Consider the following 23,286-nt stretch of genomic DNA (forward strand, 5'->3'; position numbering starts at 1 on the left):
TGAGACAAACTCATTTTATTCCAGATGATCACGAGTTTTTCTCATGACAACATCAACCTCTGACGTGCAGGTAGAACGTGTGAAACATGAAGTAGGCACACACCGCCAGTGCCACTCCCATCAGCCGATTGAACACCGTGAAGTAGGACTCACGGGTAATGCGTCTCCCCGCCACAGCCCCCAGCAGCGAATAAACCCCCGGTGCACCACCGCCGGCAATACCCAGCAGCGCCGAGACCGCAGCAATGGAAAGGCCAGATATATGGGCTGCCGGCATCATCACACTGGTGATCGGCAGTACCACCATGATGCCTTTCGGGTTGAGCAGCTGGATCAGAAAGCCGTTCCAGAACGTGAGGGTTTTCTGTGAGGTGGCCGAGGGTGCCTCCCTCTCCTGAGGCACCACAGTCCTTGCGGTGTAGATCTGGTACGCGAGGTAGAGCGTATAGGCTCCGCCCACCAGGGAAATGTACGGCAGCACCCGTTGAGAAATGATTGCTTCGCCGGTATAGCCAAAGAGCACAAACAGCACCAGCAGCGCGCAACCCACGCCGACGAAAAAGCCAACCGAGCGTCGAAACTGACCCGTCAATCCGGCATTCAAGGCCATGAAATTCACCGGGCCGGGGCTGTACATCACACTGAACGCGTAGAGAAAAATGTCCATCCGTTACCTCTGTCGTAGACCAATGAAAGGAGTCTACGCAGGGCACCCTGAGGCGGGCTTGCACGATTGTGTTTACGTTTTGCTTATCACTGAAATAGCCCGCAGCGTCTGTTTATGCCCCGGCCCGCTCTCCATACTTTTGCTTCCCGACCACTCAAGGAAGCCCACCATGGAACCCTGCCGGATACCACCGCAGACCGCCCTGTTCATCCACGTCGCCGCCCTCTTCGTCGCCCTCCTGGGCATCGGCAGCCTGGCACTGCTACTGGCCTGGGCCGGGCGCTTGATCTTCTAGTTCAAAGGCTCGGGATATCGGCGCTCAAAGTGCGGATCAACGCCTGAGTCTGGGTGTCCCGCTGCGCGGTATAGAGCACCACGTCACGATTGGGCAGTGGTGGCAGGTCGAAATGCTGCTCCACGTCGACACAACCACTCGGCGCCATGCGTCCTACCATTGCGCCGATACCAATCCCGGCCGTCACCGCCGCGCCAATGGCCAGAATCCCGCTGCCCACAAAAGCCTCTTCCCAGGGCCGGTTCTGCGCCTGCAGCGCCGCCATCACCATACTGCGCATGCCGCAAGGCTCAGGCTGGATTGCCAGCGGCAACGCCCGGTCGGACTGAAGCTCGAAGTCCTGCGCCGCCATCCAGCCAAATCGCTCGACACCCACCACTTCGCCGTCCTGACGGCGGTTGTCATGGCGCAGAATCATCGCCACATCCAACTTACCCTGCTCGTAGTTCAGCAGCATGTCGCGAGACGTACCCAGGCTGAAGGCAACGATCACCTCCGGGTCCGTGTTCGCCAAACGCCGTAGCCACAGTGTGAGATCGGCCCCGACGATGTGATGGCTGACGCCGACTCGCAGGGTTCTTTTCTGCTGGCCGAAGCAGTTCAGGGCATCTTGATAGTTATCCAGCAGGCGCCGGGCACTGGCGAGGAATGCTTGCCCATGAACCGACAAGATGACCTGTCGCGGCGTGCGTTCCAGCAGCTTTCGGCCAAGGCTTTCTTCCAGGCGCTTGATCTTCAGGCTGATCGCCGCCTGAGTACCACCAATAGCATCAGCAGCCAGCGTAAAACTCTTGAGTTCGGCAACCAGGACGAACGCCTGGATGGCGTCTATATCGGGCATTTTCATGGCGTGTTTTGGCGTGTGATTTGAGAGGTGACGTTAGCACGGCAGGGAAACGTTGTACTGCGCTGCGGGTTTGAGCGGGTACAAGACGAGCACGCAACGCACGCCAGATCCTTGGAAGCCTGGCCGAGCGCCTTGTGAAATGCGCAAGTCGAATGTGGGAGCCGTCGAGCTTTAGCGAGGCCGCGATAGCGGTGTGTCAGGCAACATCTCTATCGGCAGTACCGACGCCTTCGCGGCCTCGCTAAAGCTCGACGGCTCCCACAAGGGATCGGTGTTGCCTGATAGTTCTGTGTTTCAACGTCAGGCGACAAGCCCTTCCTCAGCCGCGCTGGCGAACATGTCTTTCGCGGGCACGTTGATCCACTAGATGTCATATTCACAGGCGAGCTTATAGCCGAGCCCGCAAAATCCGCTCACTAACCTTTCGATCTGAACCAAGTGCGGGCACAATGCGTGTCCTTTTTTGGCAGGCACCGCCGCAGGCTCTGAAAATGATCAAAACGCCGTACTACCTCATCGATAAACAGAAGCTTCTGGTCAACATGCAGAAGATCGCCTACGTGCGCGAACAGTCCGGGGCCAAGGCCCTGCTGGCACTCAAGTGCTTCGCCACCTGGTCGGTGTTCGACCTGATGCAGGAATACATGGACGGCACCACGTCTTCGTCGCTCTATGAGCTCAAGCTCGGTCGCCAGAAGTTCGAAGGTGAAGCCCACGCCTACAGCGTGGCCTGGGCCGACGATGAGATCGAGGAGATGCTCGATCACTGCGACAAGATCATCTTCAACTCCATCAGCCAACTGCAACGCTTTGCCGAACGCAGCGAAGGCAAGACCCGCGGCCTGCGCGTCAACCCGCAAGTGAGCAGCTCCGACTACCTGCTGGCCGACCCGGCGCGCCCATTCAGCCGCCTGGGCGAATGGGACCCGGTGAAGATCGAAGGCGTGATCGAACAGATCTCCGGCTTCATGTTCCACAACAACTGCGAGAACGGCGACTTCAACCTGTTCGACCAGATGCTGGGCACCATCGAAGAACGCTTCGGCGCGCTGCTGCACAAGGTCAATTGGGTCAGCCTCGGCGGCGGCATCCACTTCACCGGTGAAGGCTATGCCATCGACGCCTTCTGCCAGCGCCTCAAGGCGTTCTCGCAGAAGTACGACGTACAGGTTTACCTGGAACCGGGTGAAGCGGCGATCACCAACAGCGCCTCGCTGGAAGTCACGGTGCTCGACACCCTCTATAACGGCAAAAACCTGGCCGTGGTAGACAGCTCCATCGAAGCCCACTTGCTGGACCTGCTGATCTACCGCCTCAACGCCAAGCTGGCGCCAAGCGAGGGTGAACACACCTATATGGTGTGCGGCAAGTCATGCCTGGCTGGAGACATCTTCGGTGAGTATCAATTTGATCGTCCGCTGACCATCGGCGATCGGCTGTCGTTCATCGACACCGCAGGCTACACCATGGTCAAGAAAAACTGGTTCAACGGCCTGAAAATGCCGTCCATCGTAGTGAAACAACTCGACGGTACAGTCGAGGTGGTTCGTGAATTTGGTTACGAAGACTACCTGTCCAGCCTTTCGTAAAGCGGACAGATAAAGGAGAGCTAAAGCAATTGAAAAAGAACGTTCTTATCATTGGTGCAGGAGGTGTCGCCAAGGTGGTGGCCCACAAGTGCGCGCAGCACAACGACGAACTCGGTCGTATTGCTATCGCGTCGCGCAACATCTCCAAATGCCAGGCCATCATCGACAGCGTCAAGGCCAAGGGTAGCCTCAAGGTACCCGCCCAAATCCAAGCCTTTGCGCTGAACGCCCTGGACGTGGAAGCGACCAAGGCACTGATTCGCGAAACCGAATCGCAGATCGTCATCAACGTCGGTTCCGCCTTCCTCAACATGTCGGTACTGCGTGCCTGCATCGATACCGGCGTGGCCTACCTCGACACCGCCATCCACGAAGAGCCGGGCAAAGTCTGTGAGACGCCGCCGTGGTACGGCAACTACGAGTGGAACCACCTGGAAGAGTGCAAACAGAAGAACATCACGGCCATCCTCGGCGTGGGCTTCGACCCGGGTGTCGTCAACGCTTACGCGGCGCTGGCGCAGCAAAAGCATTTTGACCGCATTGATTCGATCGACATTCTCGACGTCAACGCCGGCTCCCATGGCAAATATTTCGCCACCAATTTCGACCCGGAAATCAACTTCCGCGAATTCACCGGACAGGTGTGGAGCTGGCAGAACAGCCAGTGGACCAGCAACACCATGTTCGAGGTCAAGCGTACAGACGACCTGCCAGTTGTAGGCTCGCAGAATCTGTACCTGACCGGCCATGATGAAGTGCACTCGCTGTCGAAAAACCTCGACGTGCCCAACGTGCGTTTCTGGATGAGTTTCGGCGAACACTACATCAACGTGTTCACCGTGCTGAAAAACCTCGGCCTGCTCTCCGAAAAACCGGTCACTACCGCCGAAGGCCTGGAAGTCGTGCCGCTGAAACTGGTCAAGGCCGTACTGCCTGACCCATCTTCGCTGGCGCCGGGCTACACCGGCAAGACCTGCATCGGCGACCTGGTCAAGGGCACCAGGGATGGCCAGCCGCGCGAGCTGTTCATCTACAACGTGGCTTGCCACGAAGAAGCCTTTGCCGAAACCGACAGCCAGGGCATCTCCTACACCGCCGGCGTACCGCCCGTGGCTGCAGCGCTGCTGGTAGCGCGTGGCGTGTGGGATGTGAAACACATGGCCAACGTCGAGGAACTGCCGGCGGAGCCATTCCTCAAAGCGTTGGACGTGATGGGTTTGCCGACTCGGATCAAAGACGAGAACGGTGATCGTGCCTGGGATGCTATCGCCTGATCGCAGCCCGATAACAAAGTGCGTCTGAATGGGCGCACTTCAGATCGTTACACACCCCCAAAACCCGCTGAAACCCTGTAGCCGCTGCCGAGGTACGAGGCTGCGATGCGGACCGCAGGGCCGCCCCAGGGGTCTGCTTCGCAGCCCATCGCAGCCTCGTGCCTCGGCAGCGGCTACAGAAAGCCGGTACTTCAGAATCCGCGAAAAGCACTCAGACTATTCCCACACCTGTTTCAGGTTGTCCCTCGGAAAGGCACTGACTAACCTCCCTGCCGTCGCTGCCAATTCAGCGGCCGGATTTGACCGTCCGACTCTACCAGTGCGCTACAGCACCCAAGACCTATTTCAGGCGTTTTTTTTATTCCTGAGGTATCGTGTCGCGGCAGCTGTGCGCGGGATACCTTCGGGTATGCCGGATCACTGGTTCCGGTCGGTCAACCCGCGTACAGCTGCCACCCTACTCGTTTGACCGCGAACGGTCGCAGCTCCACTACCAGGAGCTTCACCATGATTAAGCACAGCCCCAATCCCCCGCCTCATCAAAACTACGATTCGAACCTGCTTCAAGAAGCAGCTTCCCGCGCCATCAGCCACTACCTGAATCCAGCAAACCAAACACACAAGCCCGCTGAATCACCGCTCGATGGGCTATTCACCGTGCGCACGGATCTAGACGCCGAAACCTTGTTGGTCAATGCGTCCCAGGACCTGGCCTCGATCAGTGTCATGGCCAGCCACTTGGCCTTCGAGATCGACGGGATGCAACGTGATATCGCCTTGGGCATTTGCCGCATGCTGGAAGGCGTGCAATTGCTGGTGGAGGGCGCATTGAGTGAGACAGGCGGGGCAAATCCAAGGCCGCGCTCGGTCTAATCACCTGAATCAGATCGTTCCCACGCTCTGCCTGGGAACGATCCTTCACTTTCTTAAAACACCGACCACCCGATCCGCTCACTCAACAACTCCAACGCCTTCATCCCTGCCAACGAATTCCCCGCCGCATTCAACTCAGGCGACCACACGCACACCGTAAACTGCCCCGGCACCACCGCCACAATCCCGCCCCCTACCCCGCTCTTGCCCGGCAGCCCGACCCGATAGGCAAAGTTGCCCGCCTCGTCATACAGCCCGCTGGTGGCCATGATCGAGTTGACTTGCTTGGTCTGGCGTGCGGTCAGAATCTGCTCGCCGCTGTGGGCACTCACGCCTTCGTTGGCCAGGAAGCTGAACGCCCTGGCTAAATCCAGGCAACTCATCTGCAACGCGCAGTAGTTGAAGTAACTGTGCAGCACCGCGTCCACATCGTTGTGAAAGTTGCCAAAGGACTTCATCAGGTAAGCCATGGCCGCGTTGCGCGCGCCATGTTGGGCTTCCGATTCGGCGACGACGCTGTTGACCAGGATCTGCGGGTTGCCCGACAGGCGACGCACAAAGTCGCGCATCGACAAAATCGGCACGGCAAAACGCGATTGGTTGATGTCGCAGATCACCAGCGCGCCGGCGTTGATGAACGGGTTGCGGGGCCGGCCGCGCTCGAACTCCAGCTGCACCATGGAGTTGAACGGTTGCCCCGAAGGCTCGTGGCCCAGGCGTTCCCAGATGGTTTCGCCGCCATGTTCGATGGCCTGGACCAGGCTGAACACCTTGGAAATGCTCTGCACCGAGAACAGGGTGCAGGCATCGCCGGCGCAGTAATAAGCGCCGTCATTACCATACACCGCGATGCCCAGTTGCTGCGCCGGCACATCGGCCAGGGCGGGGATGTAGTCAGCGACCTTGCCAAGGCCGATCAATGGACGGACCTCGTCGAGGATCGACTCCAGCAGGGCTTGCATGTTGAGTTCTGTCATTCTTCGGGAAAAGTCGGTGAGCGGGCGCGGAGGATACATCAAGCGCCCGCGTGATCAAGCCGGCACCGCTGCTTTCGCCCTCCACCACCAGCCGCGCTGCAGCCCCGCTGCCGCCAGCAGGATCGCGGCCACCCCAAGCCATTGCAGCCAGCCCAGCCGGTGACCGAAGGCAATCCAGTCGACGAAGATCGCGGCAATCGGGTAGACAAACGATAGCGCTCCGGTAATGGCGGTCGGCAGTTTCTGAATCGCGCCATAGAGCAGCACATACATCAGGCCGGTATGCACCACCCCCATGGTCGCGAGCGCGGCCCAGGAACCAGACGAAACCGGCAGGTCCTGCCACCCGATCATGGGCGCCAGCAGCAAGGCGCCGGTACTGACCTGGATCAGCGCGATCAGGTGTGGGGGCGTACCGGTCAAGCGCTTGATGATCAGTGCCGCAATCGCATACAGAAACGCTGCACCCAGGGCCAGCGCGATACCGGCCAGATAATCGTCACCGCTATTCTGCTGGCTGCCATGGGCCGTCACGATGGCAAGCATGCCGAGAAAGGCCACGCTCAACCACGCGAGTTTTTGCACGGTGATTTTCTCGCCAAGAAACAACGCCGCCAGCAGCACCAACATAAAGGGCTGGACGTTATACACCGCCGTCGAGATCGAGATGGAAGCGCGGGAGTAGGACTCAAACAACAACAGCCAGTTGCCCACGATGGCAACCCCGCTCACCATCGCCAAGGCCAGAATGCGTGAGGTCAGCAGGTCGAAGCGCAAGTAGCCCAGCGCCAGGCAGATCAGCGCCAGGGTCAAGGCGCCGATCACGCAGCGCCAGAACACCACCTCAACCACCGACACCCCGGACACCCATACGAACCAACCGATCGTGCCGGAAATCAGCATGGCGCCGATCATTTCCCAAGAACCGCGGCGTATGGATTTATCCATGATTGAGCTCCTCAAGTGAGGCTAAATTATGGCAATCTCGACGCCAGCGCTTCCAGTGTCTAAAAAATGTGAAAGGGCAAAACTGCCTTTATTTATAAGGCAAAACTTCACTATCAGCTTGCGAGACCGCCATGATCGACACCATTGACCAACAACTGATCGCTGCCTTGATGGAAGACTCGCGCCTGTCCCTGAAGACATTGGCGGGTATCAGCGGCCTCTCCTCCCCCAGCGTCGGCGAACGCCTGCGCCGTTTGGAGGAACGCGGGATCATAAGAAGCTACACGGTGGACATCGAACCCAAGCACTTCGGCTACCTGTTGCAAGCCATCGTGCGTATCCGCCCCCTGCCCGGACAATTGCAGGAAGTGGAGCGCCAGATCCAGTCGATTCCGGAGTTCACCGAATGCGACAAGGTGACGGGCGACGACTGCTTTATCGCCCGCCTGCATGTGCGCACCATGGACCATCTGGACAGCTTGCTGGATCGCCTGAACACCTACGCCGAAACCAATACCGCCATCGTCAAGAAAACCCCGGTGAAGCGCAGGTTGCCGCCGCTGCACGAGTGATGCTCAGTAGTGCGCCACATCCGACACCTGCTCATCCAGCACATCCCGGGCCAACGCCAGGGCTCGCTCCTTCGACTCCACCAACAACAGCGGATAGCCCCAGGCCTTGCCAAACATCGCCACAAACGGTTTGAGCGCCAGGCGTTTGGCCGCACTGGGTTCTACCTGGATCATGCCTTTGACATAGGCACGCAAGGCAGCCTTGTGCTTCTTCATCCACAACGATGCTTGCTTGCGTTCTTCGTGTGAGTGCTCATGGGCTTCTTCGTCCATGCCCTTTTCATGCAGCAGGACGAAGGGTTGCTCGCGCGTCAGCAATTGCTCGAAGACCATAAAGCCGTCTTGTGGGCATTGGCCGGTGGGCGCGTCGATTTCAATTTTCACCACGGGGAAGGCTGAACTGTCGAGTTGCATGGGAAAGCTCCTGGGTAAGTGTGGCCCCCACGATAACCAGCGTGCTGCTGGACGTCATTGCACAGAATAGCCAGAATGTTTCGCATTCCAGCCAATGATCCGGGTGCCTCATGAATCCCCTGCAACGACCACCACACATTGAGTTTTTCGACCCGATGCTGGCGGACGACCTGGACTCCATCCCTCGTGCGGTCATCGCCATGGGCGCTACCAGCGCGTCCGATACCTGGGAACACGCCCAGCACCGCCACCGCAAAGGTCAGTTGCTCTACACCTTGCGCGGGATCATTCACTGTGAAGTCGAGGAAGGCATCTGGATCGTGCCACCGCAATGTGCACTGTGGATCCCCGGCGGCATGCTCCATGCGGCGCGCGGCTCGGGCGAGGCCGAGTGCTACTGCCTGCTGATCGAACCGCAGGCCGCCCAGGCGCTGCCCGGGCATTGCTGCACCCTGGGCGTCTCGGCACTGCTCCACGAACTGATCGCCAGGACCACCCAATTCCCCTTGCTCTATGAGCCCGATGGCCCCCACGCCCGCTTGGTGGCCACGTTGCTGGATGAACTGGCCCTGAGCCCCATCGAAGCCCTGCACCTGCCCATGCCCCAGGATGCCCGGCTACGCTGCCTGGCCAACAGCCTGCTGGCCGACCCGCAGGACAAATCCACCCTCGGCGAATGGGCCGTGCGCATAGGCATGAGCGAGCGCAGCATGACCCGGCTGCTGCTGGAGGAGATTGGCTTGAGCTTCGGACGCTGGCGCCGGCAGTTGCATGTGATCCTGTCGTTGCAACGCCTGGCCAAGGGCGAAAGCGTGCAGACCGTGGCGCTGGACCTGGGGTATGAGAATGCCAGTGGCTTTATCACCATGTTCCGCAAGGCGGTGGGCAAGCCGCCGGCACGGTACCTGGCGGATCGGACGGGCTCGGCGAGCAATGTCGGGCAACCCGCAGTGCCCGGCATCGTATTGATGGAGGACCCAAGCCTGCGCTAAGGCGTGGCCGCCGACTGCAAGTGCGCCGGAAAAACCTCAATGTCCGTCAGCTTCTCCACCGCAATCCGATGAGGAAAGATCTTCTTCTCTACAAATAAATCATCCACCTGCTGCAGCGCCTCGACGTCCCGTGCCTCCACCGGCAACAGCGATTCATCGCCCCAACTGCGCAGCAACCGGGAAACCTCCAGCGGGATATCGTTGACCTTGGCAAACACCCGTGCGTACTCCTCCGGATTCTGCCGCGCCCACTCGAACGCCTTGGCGAAGCGCTGTAGCACATCGCTCAAGGCCTTGCGCTTGAGCGGGTCGGTGAGCACTTCATCGGAGGCGGTGATAAAAGTCAGGCCGGTGTTGATGCCCTCCCCGCTGATCAACACCCGTGCGCCCTTCTGCTCGGCGAACGCCTGATACACGCCGAAGGTGGCCCAGGCGTCGATCTTCCCGGCATTGAACGCCGGCAGTGCATCGGTGGGCAGGACGAAGCCGACCTTGACGTCCTGCTCATCCACCCCGGCATTGGCCAGGGCGCGAATCAGCAGGTACTGGGAAATACTGCCCCGGGCCGAAGACACCACCACGTTGCGTCCTTTCAGGTCAGCCACGGTGCGAATCGGTGAATCAGGCGGTACCAGGATCGCAATCCCCCGGGATTGGCTGCGGCGCACCGCGACGATGCGCAACGGCGTACCGCCGGTGGCCGCCGCCAAGACCGGTGTGTCGCCGGCAGGCCCCAGGTCTACCGCTCCGGCACGCAAGGCTTCGAACAGCGGTGCGGCCCCCTGGAAGTTGGCCCACTGGACCTTGTAATCGATGCCTTCCAGGGCGTTGGCGGCTTCCACCACCGTGCGCAAGCCTTTGGCTTGATCGCCAAGGATCAGGGTCACACCAGACAACGCCGATGCGGACTTGGGCGCTTCGACCGCTTTATCGCAACCGCCCAGCAACAGTACAGCCGCCAGCAGCATTAACGTTTTGAACTCAAGCATGGGCAAACCGCCGGACGCTGGCGGCAGCGGTTTGCGCCACCGGTGCCGGGGCGTCCACCTCAACGCCCAACAGGCTCAGCAAGCGTGCCCGGATCGCCTGAAAACCCTCTTGGCCGGTATCTCGCGACCGAGGCAAATCGATGCTCAATTGCTCGGCAATCTTGCCATTGGCCAGGACGATCACGCGGTCCGCCAGCAGGATCGCCTCATCAACGTCGTGGGTCACCAGCAGCACGGCCGGTGTGTGTTTGCGCCACAGCTCGATGATCAGCCGATGCATTTTGATTCGAGTCAACGCGTCCAGGGCCGCAAACGGCTCGTCCAGTAACAGCAACTTCGGCTCGCGCACCAACCCTCGGGCCAGGGCCACGCGCTGGGCTTCGCCGCCGGAGAGGGTCGCCGGATAGGCTTCAAGCCGATGGGCCAGCCCGACTTCCGTCAAGGCTTGCACGGCGCGGGCCTTCGCATCCGGAATGCGCAGGCCGAGAATCACGTTTTTCCAAGCGCGTTTCCAGGGCATCAATCGCGGCTCCTGAAACACCGCCGCACGGGCCTTCGGCACCCGCAATTGACCACTGTCGATACTGTCCAGCCCAGCCAGGCTGCGCAACAAGGTGGTCTTGCCGGAACCGCTGGCGCCCAACAGGGCGACGAACTCCCCGGGGGCAATGTCCAGATCCAGGCCATCTATCACCCGCTGCTGGCCGAACTGGCGCACCACATTGCGCAACTGCACCGGTGCTGCTGAAGGTTCAATGTTCGACATATCAGTTCCTCACAAAAGATGGGCGCCAGGCCAGGGCGAATCGTTCCAGGGTGCGAATCAACCCATCGATCAACAGCCCAAGCACGCTATAGATCAGCAAGCAGATGACGATCACATCGGTGCGCATGAAGTCCCGGGCATCACTGGCCAGGAAGCCGATGCCGGCGGTGGTGTTGATTTGCTCGACAAACACCAGGGCCAGCCAGGAGATCCCCAGGGAGTAGCGCAGGCCGACAAAAAACGAAGGCAAGGAGCCCGGCAGGATCACATGCCAGATCAGCTCGCGACGACTGAGGCCCAACGTGTTGGCGGCCTCGATCAATTTAGGGTCGATGTTGCGGATACCGGCGAACAGGTTGAGGTACACCGGAAACGTAGTGCCGGTGACAATCAGGGCGATTTTGGTGAACTCGCCAATGCCGAACCAAAGGATGAACAACGGCACCAGGGCCAGGGAAGGAATGGTGCGCAACATCTGCATCGGCGAGTCGAGGATCACCTCGCCACGCCTGGACAATCCGGTAATCAAGGCCGCCACCACGCCGATGCTGACGCCAATGCTCAAACCCAGCAGCGCCCGTTGCAGGGACACCCACAGGTGCTTGCCCAACTCACCGGAAATGATCATCGCCCACAACGTGCCGCCGATCTGCGACGGCGCGGCGATGATCCGCTGCGGGATCAGCCCCAGCTCGGAGGCCAGCTCCCACAGCAGTAACAGCACAATCGGGCTGACCAGGCGCAGCAACACATCGGGGGTGCGCCAGTTGCGTATCCAATTGGGGGTCAGCCGTGACGCGCCTTCATCGCCGGTGAGGCGAGCCGCCTTGTTGACGGAAAACGATTGGGCATTCAGGGACTTCTCAGTCATCAGGCTTCCTACCTCATCAAGAACACGGCCAGGAGCGCCGCTGCGGTTTCATGCTATTCGCATAAAAAACCTCAGTGAAATTCTTTTTGGGAATAACCTAATGCGATTAAAATGCGTATTACTGATATCTAACTATAAATATGATTCTTTATTTTAATAATTAGGATAGAACAAAACGGCATTTTACAGGCCCTGCGGCTACCCCTACTTTCATCCTCATACCCGACCCCCTGCCCGGTGGAGGCTTTAACCTCACCCTCAACAAGGACTGACCATGAGCATTGAATTTATCGGCTACATCGGTGGCCACCACGCCTCGGAAATCCACCCCCGCAGCGGCCCGACCTTGCAGCCCGACTATGTGGAAACCGTGGCCCGCGCCCACGAAGAGGCCGGTTTCGACCGCGCCCTGATCGCCTTCCACTCCAACAGCCCGGACAGCACGCTGATCGCCTCCCACGCCGCCAGCGTGACGAAGAAACTGCAATTCCTGATTGCCCATCGACCCGGCTTCGTCCAGCCCACACTGGCCGCCCGGCAGTTCACCACCCTCGACGTGTTCAACGGCGGGCGCACCGCCGTGCACATCATCACCGGTGGCGACGACCGTGAATTGCGCGCCGATGGCAGCCACATCGGCAAGGACGAACGCTACGCCCGCACCGATGAATACCTCAGCGTGGTGCGCCAGGAATGGACCAGCGAAACGTCCTTCGACTATGACGGCACCTACTACCAGGTCGAAGGCGCGCACTCGACGGTCAAGTCGCCACAACAGCCGCATATCCCGCTGTATTTCGGCGGATCATCAGCGGCCGCCATCGCCGTGGCCGGCAAACATGCGGACGTGTATGCACTGTGGGGTGAAACCTATGAACAAGTGCGGGAAGTGGTGACGCAGGTGCGGGCTGAAGCAGCCAAGCATGGACGAGCCATACGCTTCAGTTTGTCGTTGCGACCGATCCTGGCCGAGACCGAAGAACTGGCCTGGGAGCGTGCCGAGCGCATCCTGCAACAGGCCACTGCGCTGGCTGAAAAAAATGGCTTTGTAAGACGTGAACCCCCGAATGAAGGCTCCCGCCGCCTGCTGGCAGCAGCGGCCCAGGGCTCGAGGCTGGATAAGCGTTTGTGGACCGGGATCGCCGGCCTGTTGGGTGCACAAGGTAACTCCACCTCATTGGTAGGCACCCCCGAACAAGTAGCCGAAGCCCTGCTCGACTATTACGACCTGGGCATCACCACCTTCCTGATTCGTGGTTTTGACCCGCTCAATGATGCTATCGACTATGGCAAGCGGCTGATCCCACTGACCCGTCAGTTGGTGGCCGAGCGCGAGCAACAAGCCGCCTGACACGCCGATCGTTCCCACTCACGTGGGAACGATCAATGCTTCAGTCCTTGTAGTCGGTATCCGTGCGCTCCAACTGCCGGATCAACGCATTCCAATGCCGGGCCACACCCGGCCCATCCCCACTCTTGAAGACCTCGGCCTGTTTCTCGACCTTGGCCACCACCTCTGCCGGCGGGAAGATCAGTTCAGCATTCCCGCCCGCCTGGGCCGCGATTTGAATAGTGCAGGCCCGCTCCAGACCCTGCAGTTGCTGGAACGCGTGCTCGACGCTGATACCAGCGGTCAACAGCCCATGGTTGCGCAGGATCATCACGCTCTTGTCGCCCAGGTCCGCCACCAGCCGCTCACGCTCATCCAGGTCCAGCGCTACGCCTTCATAACCGTGATACGCCACGCGCCCGGAGAAACCAATGGAGTGCTGGGAAATCGGCAGCAACCCGTCCTTCTGCGCCGACACCGCAATGCCGTCCCGGGTGTGGGTGTGCAACACCGCTTGCAGGTCGGGACGGGCCGCGTGGATGGCGCTGTGGATTACATAGCCGGCGTAGTTGATGCCAAGCCCCGTCGGGTCATCAACGACAGTGCCGTCGATGTCCACCTTGACCAGGTTGGAGGCGCTGATTTCATCGAACAACAAGCCGAAGGCATTGATCAGGAAGTGTTCCTCGGAGCCCGGTACCCGTGCGGAGAAATGGGTGTAGATATGATCGGTCCACTTGTACAAGGCCGCCAATCGGTAGGCGGCGGCCAGCTTGACCCGCACCTCCCACTCTTCAGGGCTGACCCGCTGGCGAACATTTTTCGAGACGCTGGATAATGGACTGACACTGCTCATGGCGACACTTCCTGGAGGGTATTGAGAATCTCCAGCCAGCCTAGGGGAAGGCAAAAAATAATAAAAAGCACATTTTAATCTAAGCTAATTATTATTATTTTTTATGTCCCATCCCTATCATCATGCCGCGTCCCGGACCTTGTGCAGCGAGTCGGCCACACGCTTGCCAAAAGCGTCCACCGGCCCTTGCAGGTTGCCAAGAAAGTGCGGGTAGATCAGCCACAGGTCCATCACCGGCTTGAAATCCTTGAGGGGCATCACCGCCAGTTGCTCACGGTGAGCGCTGCGCTCCAGCAACGGGCGCGGCACCAACCCCAGGCCGAGACCGTCCGCCACCAGCCCCAGTTGCAACTCGGTGCCAAACGTCTCCAGGTTGACCCGCAGGGCCAGGCCCTGGTCCGATAAGGTGCGCTGCAAACCGGCACGAAAGCCGCAGCCGTCAGGGTTGAGCACCCAGCCATTCTGATAGACGTCAGCCAACTTGCACGGGCGCTTGGGTAGTTGGGCCTTGGCGCAGACCACCACCAGCTCCATCTTGCCGATGGATTCGCCGACGATGTTGTCCGGGAAAATCTTCCCGGCCGGGAACAGCGCCGCTGCGGCATCCAGTTCACCACGCTCGATCTTGCCCACCAGCTGACTGCCCCACCCGGTCGCGACTTGCGCACGCAAATCGGGGTACTCGCTGCGCAGGTGCTTGAGCGCATCCAGCAGCACCACATCGCCGATGGTTTGCGGCACGCCCAGGCGCAGCAGCCCGGTGGGCGGTGCGTCGGTAGCCACCAGCTCGCGCAGGGCATCCATTTCCCGAAGGATCAATCGGCACTGTTCATACACCCGAGTACCGATCAAAGTGGGCTTGAGGGGTTTGGTGTTGCGGTCGAACAACTCCACGCCCAGCGCCTGCTCGAAGTTCTGCACGCGGCGGGTGATCGCCGGTTGAGTCAGTTGCAACGACTCGGCGGCATGGCTGATGGACTGGCAACGAATCACTTCGACAAAGGCATCGATATCGTCAATTTTCATTTGGCCCGCACATAGAGAACAGTCAATAAGATGTCGGAAAAGCATAGTTCCATTGTCGGTATCTGGATAGCCCGCGGAGCCTATCGATAACGTCTAACGCTATTCAAACCGGTTCTAAATTACTTTCAGCTATAACCTAATCATTAAAAAATAGCATATTAACAACGAACATTATGCTTAGATAAATCCACCAACCGTGACGATGGAACTGCCATGACCCAGGCCCGACACCCGGAAAGACTCAGAGCCTTCATAGGCGCCCTGGCGGAGCTGATCGACGGCAATCCTCGCGAAGGCGACTTGCTGCACCGCGGCGGCAAGCTGCTGGCGCAACTGGTCAGCCATGACGACTGGCTGCCGGATGAGTTCGCCCAGGCCAACCCCGAACGCTATCAGCAATACCTGCTGCATGCCGACTCGCGCCAGCGCTTCAGCATCGTCAGTTTCGTGTGGGGGCCGGGGCAAACCACGCCGATTCATGACCACCGAGTGTGGGGCTTGATCGGCATGTTGCGCGGTTCCGAATATGCCCAGGGCTTTGGGCGTGATGCCCACGGCGCCCTGATCGCCGAGGGCAAGCGGGTCCAGCTTGAACCGGGCCAGGTGGAGGCGGTGTCACCGAATATCGGCGACATCCATCAGGTCAGCAATGCCTTTGACGACCAGGTCTCCATCAGCATCCACGTCTACGGCGCCAATATCGGTGCCGTACGCCGTGCGGTCTACCAGGCCGACGGCAGCGAAAAGCTGTTTATCTCCGGTTACTCCAACGCCTTTCTCCCCAATATCTGGGACTTGTCCAAAGAGAGCCCTGCCCTATGAGTACTGTACCCACCCGCTCCTTCGCCCAGATTCACCAGGCATTGCTGGACCATGAAGAGTTGGCCCTCGTGGATGTGCGCGAAGAGGCGCCGTTCGCCGAAGCTCATCCGCTGTTCGCGGCTAATATCCCGTTATCCAAGCTGGAGCTGGAGGTGTATTCGCGCATTCCGCGCCGTGATACCGCCGTCACCGTGTATGACAATGGCGAAGGCCTGGCGAACATTGCCGTCCAACGCTTACAGGCGCTCGGCTATACCCAAGTCAGCCTGCTGGAAGGCGGGTTGGACGGTTGGCGCAGCGCCGGCGGTGAGCTGTTTATCGACGTCAACGTGCCCAGCAAGGCATTCGGCGAACTGGTGGAAAGCCAACGGCATACGCCGTCCCTGGCCGCAGAAGAGGTTCAGGCGCTGCTGGACAACGAGGCCGATGTGGTGGTGCTCGACGCCCGCCGTTTCGACGAATACCAGACCATGAGCATCCCCTCCAGCATCAGCGTGCCGGGAGCGGAACTGGTACTGCGCGCCCGTGAGCTGGCACCGGACCCGGCCACCCGCATCATCGTCAATTGCGCCGGGCGTACCCGCAGCATCATCGGCACCCAATCGCTGATCAATGCCGGCATTCCCAACCCGGTGTCCGCCCTGCGCAACGGCACCATCGGCTGGACCCTCGCCGGGCAAACCCTGCAACACGGCCAATCACGGCGCTTCTTGCCCACCGGCGAAGAACATCGCCAGGTGGCAGCGCAAGAGGCGCGCCGGGTCGCCGACAAGACCCGGGTTGGCCGCGCCACCCTCGCCGACCTGAGCCGCTGGCAACAAGAATCCGCCCGCACCACTTACCTGTTCGATGTGCGCACCCCGGAAGAATTCGAAACCGGCCACCTGCCCTCGGCCCGCTCGACGCCTGGCGGCCAACTGGTGCAGGAAACCGATCACGTGGCCAGCGTTCGCGGCGCACGCCTGGTGCTGGTCGACGACGATGGCGTGCGGGCCAATATGTCCGCCTCCTGGCTGGCGCAACTGGGCTGGGAAGCCTTCGTGGTGGATGACCTGCAACCGGCCCACTTCAGCGAGCAGGGTGCCTGGCAGGCTCCGGTCCCTGCTGCGCAACAGGCCGAAGTAATCAGCCCGCAAACCCTGGCCGAATGGCTGACCCACGGTGACACCGCCGTGCTGGACTTCACCAGCAGCGCCAATTACGTCAAGCGTCATATCCCGGGTGCCTGGTGGGCCTTGCGCGGGCAGCTCGCCCAAGCCCTGAGCAATGTGCCTGCGGCGCAACGCTATGTGCTGACCTGTGGCAGCAGCCAGTTGGCGCGCCTGGCGGTGGCCGAAGTCGAAGCCATCACCGGCAAACAGGTATTTTTGCTAAGGGACGGCACGGCCAGTTGGATCGCCGCGCAATTACCGCTTGAGGACGGCGAAAGCCACCTCGCCTCCCCGCGCATCGACCGTTATCGCCGCCCTTACGAAGGCACCGATAACCCTCGGGAAGCCATGCAGGCTTACCTCGATTGGGAGTTCGGGTTGGTGGACCAGTTGGCCCGCGACGGCACCCATGGTTTCTTTGTGATCTGAGCACATCCGCAGCGAGCCTGCTCGCTGCTCCCCCCAACATTGGCCGACCCCTTCTCCAGGCGGAGGCGACCCGACGCAAGACCTAGCCTGGAGCAACCCCGATGCGCTTTACCCTTCCCCTCCTGTTGATCGCCCTCGCCTTGGGCAACACCAGCCAGGCCGCCGACCTGCAACCGCTGCGCGTGGCCAACCAGAAGTCCACCATCAAGGTGCTGTTGGAGGTTTCCGGCGAACTGAACGATGTGCCCTACCAGATCCAGTTCTCCGAATTCCCCGCCGCAGCGCCACTGGGTGAAGCCCTGAACGCCGGCGCCGTCGACATCGGCGCCCTGGGCGATGCGCCCTACGTTTTCGCCCTGGGTGCCGGTGCGCCGCTCAAGGTGGTGAGCATCATCCACGCCGAGGGCCGCTACACCACCGCGATTCTCGCGCCCAAGGACTCGCCGCTGAACACCGCCCTCGACCTCAAGGGCAAGCGCATCGTCACCACCCGCGGCTCCATCGGCCACCTGTTGGCGATCAAAGCCCTGCGCAGCGTTGGCCTGAGCACCCACGATGTGCAGTTCATCTACTTGCTGCCCAGTGAGTCGCGCTTGCTGCTGGATAACGGCACGGCTGACGCCTGGTCGACCTGGGATCCCTACACCACGGTGGTCACCAGCCAGAGCCAGGCCAAAGTCCTGGCCAGTGGCGACACCCTGCTGACCAACCACCTGTACCTCGCCGCCACCCGCCAGGCCATCGCCGACAAACGCCCGCAACTGGACGACTTTGTCGCCCGGGTAGACCGCGCCTACCGCTGGACCAACGCCCACCCCGAGGCCTACGCCGCCGCCCAAGCCAAGGTCACCGGCTTGCCGCTGGCCGTGCATGTGGCCGTGGCCAATGCCACCCACATGCAACCCGTACTGATCGACGATGGCGTGATCAGCGGCTTGCAAGCCACCGCCGAGATCTACCGGGAAGAAGGCTTGCTCACCAAACCCATCGACGTCTCCCAAGGCTTCGACAAAAGCTTCAACGCCCAACGCGCCCCTCTCAATCAGGCTTCCCGCTAAAGGAGTAGAACCATGAGCAAACAACGCCAACTGAAACTCGGTGCGATGGTCCATGGCGTCGGCCATGGCTGGGGCGAATGGCGCCATCCGCAAGCGCTGGCCAATGCCAGTGTGAACTTCGATTTCTACAAGCAGCAGACGCAACTGGCCGAAGGCGCCAAGTTCGATTTCGTGTTCATTGCCGACAGCCTGCATATCCACGAAAAATCCAGCCCTCACTACCTGAACCGCTTCGAGCCGCTGACCATCCTCTCGGCCCTCGCAGCACTGACCTCAAACATCGGCCTGGTGGCCACCGTGACGGTCAGCTACACCGAGCCGTTCCAGGTGGCCCGCCAGTTTGCGTCCCTGGACCATATCAGCGGCGGCCGCGCCGGTTGGAACGTGGTGACCTCGTGGCTCAGCGGCACCGCCGACAACTTCAGCAAACCCGAGCACCCGCCTCATGCCGTGCGTTATCGCATTGCCAAGGAGCATGTGAAGGTGGTCCAGGGCCTGTGGGATTCCTGGGAAGACGACGCCTTCGCCTACAACAAGCAAAGCGGTGAGTTTTTCACCCCTGGCAAGCTCCATGCCCTGGACCACAAGGGCGAGTTTTTCTCGGTCAAGGGCCCGCTCAATATCGCCCGCTCCCGCCAAGGCCAGCCGGTGATTTTCCAGGCCGGCACCTCCGAGGATGGCCGCAACTTTGCCGCCGAAAACGCCGATGCCATTTTTGTCCACGCCGAAAGTTTCGAAGAAGCACTGAGCTACGCGCAAGACCTTAAACAGCGTGCTCGCGGTTTTGGTCGCGACGCCAGCCACCTGTCTATCCTGCCGGGCATCCGGCCGATTGTCGGGCGCGATGCCGCCGAGGTGGAAAGCCGCTATCAGCAAGCGGTGGAGCTGGTGACCATCGAAGACGCCATCGTCGCCCTCGGCCGCCCCTTCAATGACCATGACTTCAGCCAATACCCGTTGGACGCGCCGTTCCCCGAGCTGGGTGACCTGGGCTCCAACAGCCAGAAAGGCGGCTCCGACCGCATCAAACAACTGGCCCGGGACGAAGGCCTGACCCTGCGGGAAGTCGCCCTGCGTTTCTCCCGGCCACGGCGGGACTTTGTCGGCACGCCGCAACAGGTGGCCGACGCCATCCAGACCTGGTTCGAAGGCGGCGCCGCCGACGGCTTCATCATCAACTCGCTGCTGCCGGACGGCCTGCAGTCCTTCACCGAATGGGTGGTGCCGGTGCTGCAACAGCGTGGGCTGTTTCGCCAGACATACAGCGGCCACACGCTGCGGGACAACTTCGGCCTGGACGTGCCGGTCAATCGTCACGCCGTCGAGCTTGAACTCGCCATCTGACCAGGGCCCGACCATGAAGCACACACACGGACAGTTCAATCGTCGCGATTTTCTTACCGCCAGCTCCATCGCCCTCGGTGCCATGGGCTTATCGTCCCTGGGGCTGCCTGCACTGGCGTTCGCCCAGGCCCATCCTCTGGCGGACGTGACCCTGAGCGTCGCCACCTACCGTGGCCAGGACTCGTACTTCACCGATGACGCCGGCACCTCTGAGCGCCCTTACAAGGTCGACTTCGCCGAATTTGCCGGCGGCAACCTGATCGTCGAAGCCCTGGCTTCCGGCAGCCTGGACATCGGCGGCATGAGTGAAATCCCGCCGATTTTCTCGATCCAGAGTCATCGCGAACCCAGGCTGATCGCCGTGCTGCAAGGGGACGTGAATAACCAGGTAATCCTGATCCCCAAGGATTCGAAACTGGAGTCGGTCGCGCAACTGAAGGGCAAGCGCGTGGGGTATGTGCGCTCCACCACCTCCCACTACTTTTTGATCAAGGCCTTGAAGGAACAAGGGCTGACGTTGAACGACATCACTGCCGTGCCGCTGACCCCGCAGGACGGTTTCAGTGCCTTCCAAAGTGGCCAACTGGATGCCTGGGTGATCTATGGGGTGTTTATCCAACTGGCGAAATTCCGCAGCGGCGCGCGGGTGCTGAAAACCGCCCTGGGCTATCTCTCGGGCAACTACCTGATCGCCGCGCGTCCGGCGGCCCTGGAAGATCCGCTGCGCAAACAGGCGATCCAGGATTACTTGCAACGCGAGGCACGCACCCTGGAATGGATGAACAACAACCCCGAACCCTGGGCCGCGAAATCGGCGCAACTGCTGGGGGTGGATAAAGCGGTGTTTCTCGACATGTACAACAACCGCAGCCAGCCCTACCGCATGATCGAGGTCAATGACCAGGCCATCGCCTCACAGCAAGAGGTCGCGGACCTGTTCTTCAACGCGGGCGTATTGAGCGAGCGGCTGGATGTCAGCCCGTTGTGGGATCGGCAGTTCAAGTTGCTGCCGCTATAAAGCCTATTTTGATCGAGTGAACCGACCATGAGTTCTTCTTCTCAACCGTCACTGCGCACCGTGGAAGTGGCCAACTTCGAGGCCCTTCTGGAACGCCTCGGCAGTCAATTGGCAGCCACCGCGCACCTGTATGACGAAAGCGGCTCCTTCCCCCACGAGAATTTCAAACTGCTGCACGCGCACGGCCTGGTGGCATTGACCGTGCCCAAGGCCCTCGGCGGTGGCGGTGCCAACCTGGCCCAGGCACGCCAGGCCATCAGCGCCATCGCCAAGGCCGAACCGTCCACCGCGTTGATCCTGGTGATGCAATACCTGCAACACACACGCCTGCAAGACAGCAAAAGCTGGCCACCGTCACTGCGGGTAAAAGTCGCCGAAGACGCTGTGCACAACGGCGCGCTGATCAACGCGCTGCGGGTTGAGCCGGACCTCGGCACGCCGGCCCGTGGCGGTCTGCCGGCAACTATCGCCCGACGTACCTCCGCAGGTTGGCGGATCAGCGGGCGCAAGCTCTACTCCACCGGCAGCCACGGCCTGACCTGGTTCAGCGTCTGGGCCCGCAGCAGCGATGAAGACCCGCTGGTGGGAGCCTGGCTGGTGCCCAAGGACAGCCCCGGCATCAGCATCATCGACACCTGGGATCACCTGGGCATGCGCGCTACCTGCAGCCATGAAGTGGTGTTCGACAACGTGCTGGTGCCCCTGGATCACGCCGTCAGCGTCAGCCCTTGGAGCGCGCCGCAGGCGGAGCTGGATGGCGATGGTTTCCTGTGGATGTCGGTGTTGCTGTCGTCGGTCTACGACGCCGTGGCCCAGGCCGCGCGGGACTGGCTGGTGGACTGGCTGGAACACCGCAAGCCGTCCAACCTTGGCGCGGCACTGTCGACCCTGCCGCGCTTCCAGGAAACCGTTGGCCATATCGACACCCTGCTGTTTGCCAACCGCAGCCTGCTGGACGCAGCGGCCGAGGGGCACACACCGGCCGCCAACGCAGCACAGTTGAAATTCCTGGTGACCGGCAACGCCATCCGCGCCGTCGAGCTGGCCATCGAGGCCTCGGGCAATCCCGGTTTGTCGCGCCATAGCCCGCTGCAACGGCACTACCGCGACGTGCTGTGCAGCCGCGTCCATACCCCGCAGAACGACGCGGTGCTGCAAGGGGTCGGCAAGGCCGTCTTTGCACAACGCCAGAAGGAGCGCACATGAGCCAGGTGATTATCGCCAGCCAACTGGACGACGATTTCAACGAGGTCATCCGCCAACGCCTGGCCCTGACCCATCCCGATGCCGAGGTCATCGGCGTACCGGCGGGCGTGCCCAGCGACCTGCCGGCGCAGGCCAATATCCTGCTGGCGCGGCCCATCAATGTGCGTGGTTATCAAGCACCGGACACCCCGCCACCGGGCTGGCCGTATGGGGTGCAGTGGATTCAGGTGGTGTCCTCGGGGATCGACTTCTACCCCAAATGGCTGTTCAACGGCCCGCCGGTGAGTACGTCACGAGGCAGCGCCGCCGAGAACATCGCCGAGTTCGCCCTGGCCGCTATCTTCGCTGCGGCCAAGCATTTGCCGGATATCTGGGTGCACGATTCGCACTGGCAGTTCACCGCCTTGCGGCCACTCAAGGGCACCACGTTGGGGATACTGGGCTTTGGCGCAATTGGCCGCAGCCTCGCGCAAAAAGCCCATGCCCTGGGGATCAAGATCGTCGCGCTGCGTCAGAGCCAGGCACCGTTCGAGGTGGACGGGGTTGAAGCCGCGCGGGATATTCATGACCTGTTTGCCCGCTCCGATCACCTGGTGCTGGCCGCGCCATTGACCGAGGCGACCCGCCATCTGGTGGATCGCCAAGTGTTGGCCAGCGCCAGGCCGGGCCTGCACCTGATCAACATTGCCCGGGGTGGCTTGCTGGATCATGAGGCGCTGCTGGAAGCCTTGGACAACGGCAGTGTCGGCCTGGCCTCGCTCGATGTGACGGAGCCGGAGCCATTGCCGGATGGGCATGCGTTGTATGGGCATCCGAGGGTGAGGTTGTCGCCGCATACCTCGGCGATTTCAACCCATAGCCGGTATGACATTGCGGATAGTTTTCTGGGCAATCTGGAGCGCTATCTCGAAGGTTTACCGCTGGAAAACCTGGCGAATACCCAGCGCGGCTATTAAGCCGAACGCAATCAAA

At 60.9% G+C, this 23,286-nt stretch carries 24 protein-coding genes; 14 read left to right on the forward strand and 10 right to left on the reverse strand.

Annotated features, from left to right (window positions below; genetic code table 11):
• Positions 1-52: 52 nt before the first annotated feature.
• Positions 53-667 carry a LysE family translocator gene (locus GNF76_RS15035; RefSeq protein WP_155583933.1) on the reverse strand — a complete coding sequence of 205 codons (615 nt, stop codon included), beginning with the start codon at positions 665-667 and terminating at the stop codon, positions 53-55.
• 169 nt (positions 668-836) lie between these two features.
• On the opposite strand from GNF76_RS15035, the gene GNF76_RS29790 reads away from it, so the two are divergent.
• Positions 837-962 (forward strand): hypothetical protein, encoded by a 126-nt coding sequence (locus tag GNF76_RS29790; protein ID WP_281354918.1) that lies wholly within the window; start codon positions 837-839, stop codon positions 960-962.
• 1 nt (position 963) lies between these two features.
• On the opposite strand, the gene GNF76_RS15040 is transcribed toward GNF76_RS29790, so the two are convergent.
• Positions 964-1,809 carry a LysR substrate-binding domain-containing protein gene (locus GNF76_RS15040; RefSeq protein WP_246211912.1) on the reverse strand — a complete coding sequence of 282 codons (846 nt, stop codon included), beginning with the start codon at positions 1,807-1,809 and terminating at the stop codon, positions 964-966.
• A 491-nt stretch (positions 1,810-2,300) separates the two neighbouring features.
• Here GNF76_RS15040 and GNF76_RS15045 point away from each other — a divergent pair, with 491 nt between their 5' ends.
• The 3 genes from GNF76_RS15045 (at position 2,301) to GNF76_RS15055 (ending at position 5,545) form a co-directional block, all read left to right on the forward strand.
• The gene (locus tag GNF76_RS15045) at positions 2,301-3,398 is read left to right on the forward strand and encodes a carboxynorspermidine decarboxylase (protein WP_155583934.1); all 1,098 of its coding nucleotides are present in this window, start codon (positions 2,301-2,303) and stop codon (positions 3,396-3,398) included.
• Between the two features lie 29 nt (positions 3,399-3,427).
• Entirely contained in the window at positions 3,428-4,672 is a 1,245-nt protein-coding gene (locus GNF76_RS15050) for a saccharopine dehydrogenase family protein (RefSeq protein ID WP_155583935.1), read from the forward strand.
• A gap of 507 nt (positions 4,673-5,179) precedes the next feature.
• Positions 5,180-5,545, forward strand: coding sequence for a DUF6124 family protein (locus tag GNF76_RS15055; protein ID WP_155583936.1), 366 nt, complete (start codon positions 5,180-5,182; stop codon positions 5,543-5,545).
• A 53-nt stretch (positions 5,546-5,598) separates the two neighbouring features.
• Here the strand turns inward: GNF76_RS15055 and glsB are convergent, their stop codons facing one another.
• Both glsB and GNF76_RS15065 read right to left on the reverse strand, forming a co-directional pair.
• On the reverse strand, positions 5,599-6,507 hold the full coding sequence (glsB, locus tag GNF76_RS15060; RefSeq protein WP_155583937.1) for a glutaminase B: 909 nt from the start codon (positions 6,505-6,507) through the stop codon (positions 5,599-5,601).
• Between the two features lie 69 nt (positions 6,508-6,576).
• A complete protein-coding gene (locus GNF76_RS15065; protein ID WP_155583938.1) occupies positions 6,577-7,470 on the reverse strand; it encodes a DMT family transporter in 894 nt (297 codons plus the stop codon).
• 131 nt (positions 7,471-7,601) lie between these two features.
• Here GNF76_RS15065 and GNF76_RS15070 point away from each other — a divergent pair, with 131 nt between their 5' ends.
• Positions 7,602-8,042: an Lrp/AsnC family transcriptional regulator gene (locus tag GNF76_RS15070; RefSeq protein ID WP_155583939.1), complete on the forward strand. Its 441-nt coding sequence runs from the start codon at positions 7,602-7,604 to the stop codon at positions 8,040-8,042.
• Between the two features lie 3 nt (positions 8,043-8,045).
• On the opposite strand, the gene GNF76_RS15075 is transcribed toward GNF76_RS15070, so the two are convergent.
• Complete coding sequence (locus GNF76_RS15075; RefSeq protein WP_155583940.1) at positions 8,046-8,456, reverse strand: hypothetical protein; 411 nt, start codon at positions 8,454-8,456, stop codon at positions 8,046-8,048.
• A 110-nt stretch (positions 8,457-8,566) separates the two neighbouring features.
• Between GNF76_RS15075 and GNF76_RS15080 the strand changes: the two genes are divergently transcribed.
• Positions 8,567-9,448, forward strand: coding sequence for an AraC family transcriptional regulator (locus GNF76_RS15080; RefSeq protein WP_155583941.1), 882 nt, complete (start codon positions 8,567-8,569; stop codon positions 9,446-9,448).
• On the opposite strand, the gene GNF76_RS15085 is transcribed toward GNF76_RS15080, so the two are convergent.
• Genes GNF76_RS15085 through GNF76_RS15095 form a run of 3 tightly spaced genes read right to left on the reverse strand, consistent with a single transcriptional unit; the run spans position 9,445 to position 12,074 of the window.
• Positions 9,445-10,437, reverse strand: a complete 993-nt coding sequence (locus GNF76_RS15085; protein WP_178123345.1) for an ABC transporter substrate-binding protein — start codon at positions 10,435-10,437, stop codon at positions 9,445-9,447. The two genes, GNF76_RS15080 and GNF76_RS15085, sit on opposite strands and share 4 nt — an antisense overlap.
• Complete coding sequence (locus GNF76_RS15090) at positions 10,430-11,203, reverse strand: ABC transporter ATP-binding protein (RefSeq protein ID WP_155583943.1); 774 nt, start codon at positions 11,201-11,203, stop codon at positions 10,430-10,432. The genes GNF76_RS15085 and GNF76_RS15090 overlap by 8 nt, the downstream gene beginning before the upstream one ends.
• Before the next feature lies 1 nt (position 11,204).
• Positions 11,205-12,074, reverse strand: a complete 870-nt coding sequence (locus tag GNF76_RS15095) for an ABC transporter permease (protein WP_155583944.1) — start codon at positions 12,072-12,074, stop codon at positions 11,205-11,207.
• 274 nt (positions 12,075-12,348) lie between these two features.
• Between GNF76_RS15095 and GNF76_RS15100 the strand changes: the two genes are divergently transcribed.
• Positions 12,349-13,425, forward strand: a complete 1,077-nt coding sequence (locus GNF76_RS15100; protein WP_155583945.1) for an LLM class flavin-dependent oxidoreductase — start codon at positions 12,349-12,351, stop codon at positions 13,423-13,425.
• 40 nt (positions 13,426-13,465) lie between these two features.
• Here the strand turns inward: GNF76_RS15100 and GNF76_RS15105 are convergent, their stop codons facing one another.
• Complete coding sequence (locus GNF76_RS15105; RefSeq protein WP_155583946.1) at positions 13,466-14,260, reverse strand: class II aldolase/adducin family protein; 795 nt, start codon at positions 14,258-14,260, stop codon at positions 13,466-13,468.
• Between the two features lie 120 nt (positions 14,261-14,380).
• Positions 14,381-15,286: a LysR family transcriptional regulator gene (locus tag GNF76_RS15110; protein WP_155583947.1), complete on the reverse strand. Its 906-nt coding sequence runs from the start codon at positions 15,284-15,286 to the stop codon at positions 14,381-14,383.
• A 213-nt stretch (positions 15,287-15,499) separates the two neighbouring features.
• On the opposite strand from GNF76_RS15110, the gene GNF76_RS15115 reads away from it, so the two are divergent.
• From GNF76_RS15115 to GNF76_RS15145, 7 genes are all read left to right on the forward strand, one after another.
• Entirely contained in the window at positions 15,500-16,108 is a 609-nt protein-coding gene (locus tag GNF76_RS15115; protein WP_155583948.1) for a cysteine dioxygenase family protein, read from the forward strand.
• Positions 16,105-17,688, forward strand: a complete 1,584-nt coding sequence (locus tag GNF76_RS15120; protein ID WP_155583949.1) for a rhodanese-related sulfurtransferase — start codon at positions 16,105-16,107, stop codon at positions 17,686-17,688. The genes GNF76_RS15115 and GNF76_RS15120 overlap by 4 nt, the downstream gene beginning before the upstream one ends.
• A gap of 101 nt (positions 17,689-17,789) precedes the next feature.
• Entirely contained in the window at positions 17,790-18,746 is a 957-nt protein-coding gene (locus tag GNF76_RS15125) for an ABC transporter substrate-binding protein (RefSeq protein WP_155583950.1), read from the forward strand.
• 12 nt (positions 18,747-18,758) lie between these two features.
• Positions 18,759-20,090: an LLM class flavin-dependent oxidoreductase gene (locus tag GNF76_RS15130; RefSeq protein ID WP_155583951.1), complete on the forward strand. Its 1,332-nt coding sequence runs from the start codon at positions 18,759-18,761 to the stop codon at positions 20,088-20,090.
• Positions 20,091-20,103: 13 nt separating this feature from the next.
• Positions 20,104-21,108: an ABC transporter substrate-binding protein gene (locus GNF76_RS15135; protein WP_155583952.1), complete on the forward strand. Its 1,005-nt coding sequence runs from the start codon at positions 20,104-20,106 to the stop codon at positions 21,106-21,108.
• Positions 21,109-21,135: 27 nt separating this feature from the next.
• A complete protein-coding gene (locus GNF76_RS15140) occupies positions 21,136-22,314 on the forward strand; it encodes an acyl-CoA dehydrogenase family protein (RefSeq protein ID WP_155583953.1) in 1,179 nt (392 codons plus the stop codon).
• On the forward strand, positions 22,311-23,270 hold the full coding sequence (locus GNF76_RS15145; protein ID WP_155583954.1) for a D-isomer specific 2-hydroxyacid dehydrogenase family protein: 960 nt from the start codon (positions 22,311-22,313) through the stop codon (positions 23,268-23,270). The genes GNF76_RS15140 and GNF76_RS15145 overlap by 4 nt, the downstream gene beginning before the upstream one ends.
• The last annotated feature ends 16 nt before the right edge of the window (positions 23,271-23,286 follow it).

The sequence above is a fragment of the Pseudomonas spelaei genome, from assembly GCF_009724245.1.
In the GTDB taxonomy this organism is placed as follows: domain Bacteria; phylum Pseudomonadota; class Gammaproteobacteria; order Pseudomonadales; family Pseudomonadaceae; genus Aquipseudomonas; species Aquipseudomonas spelaei.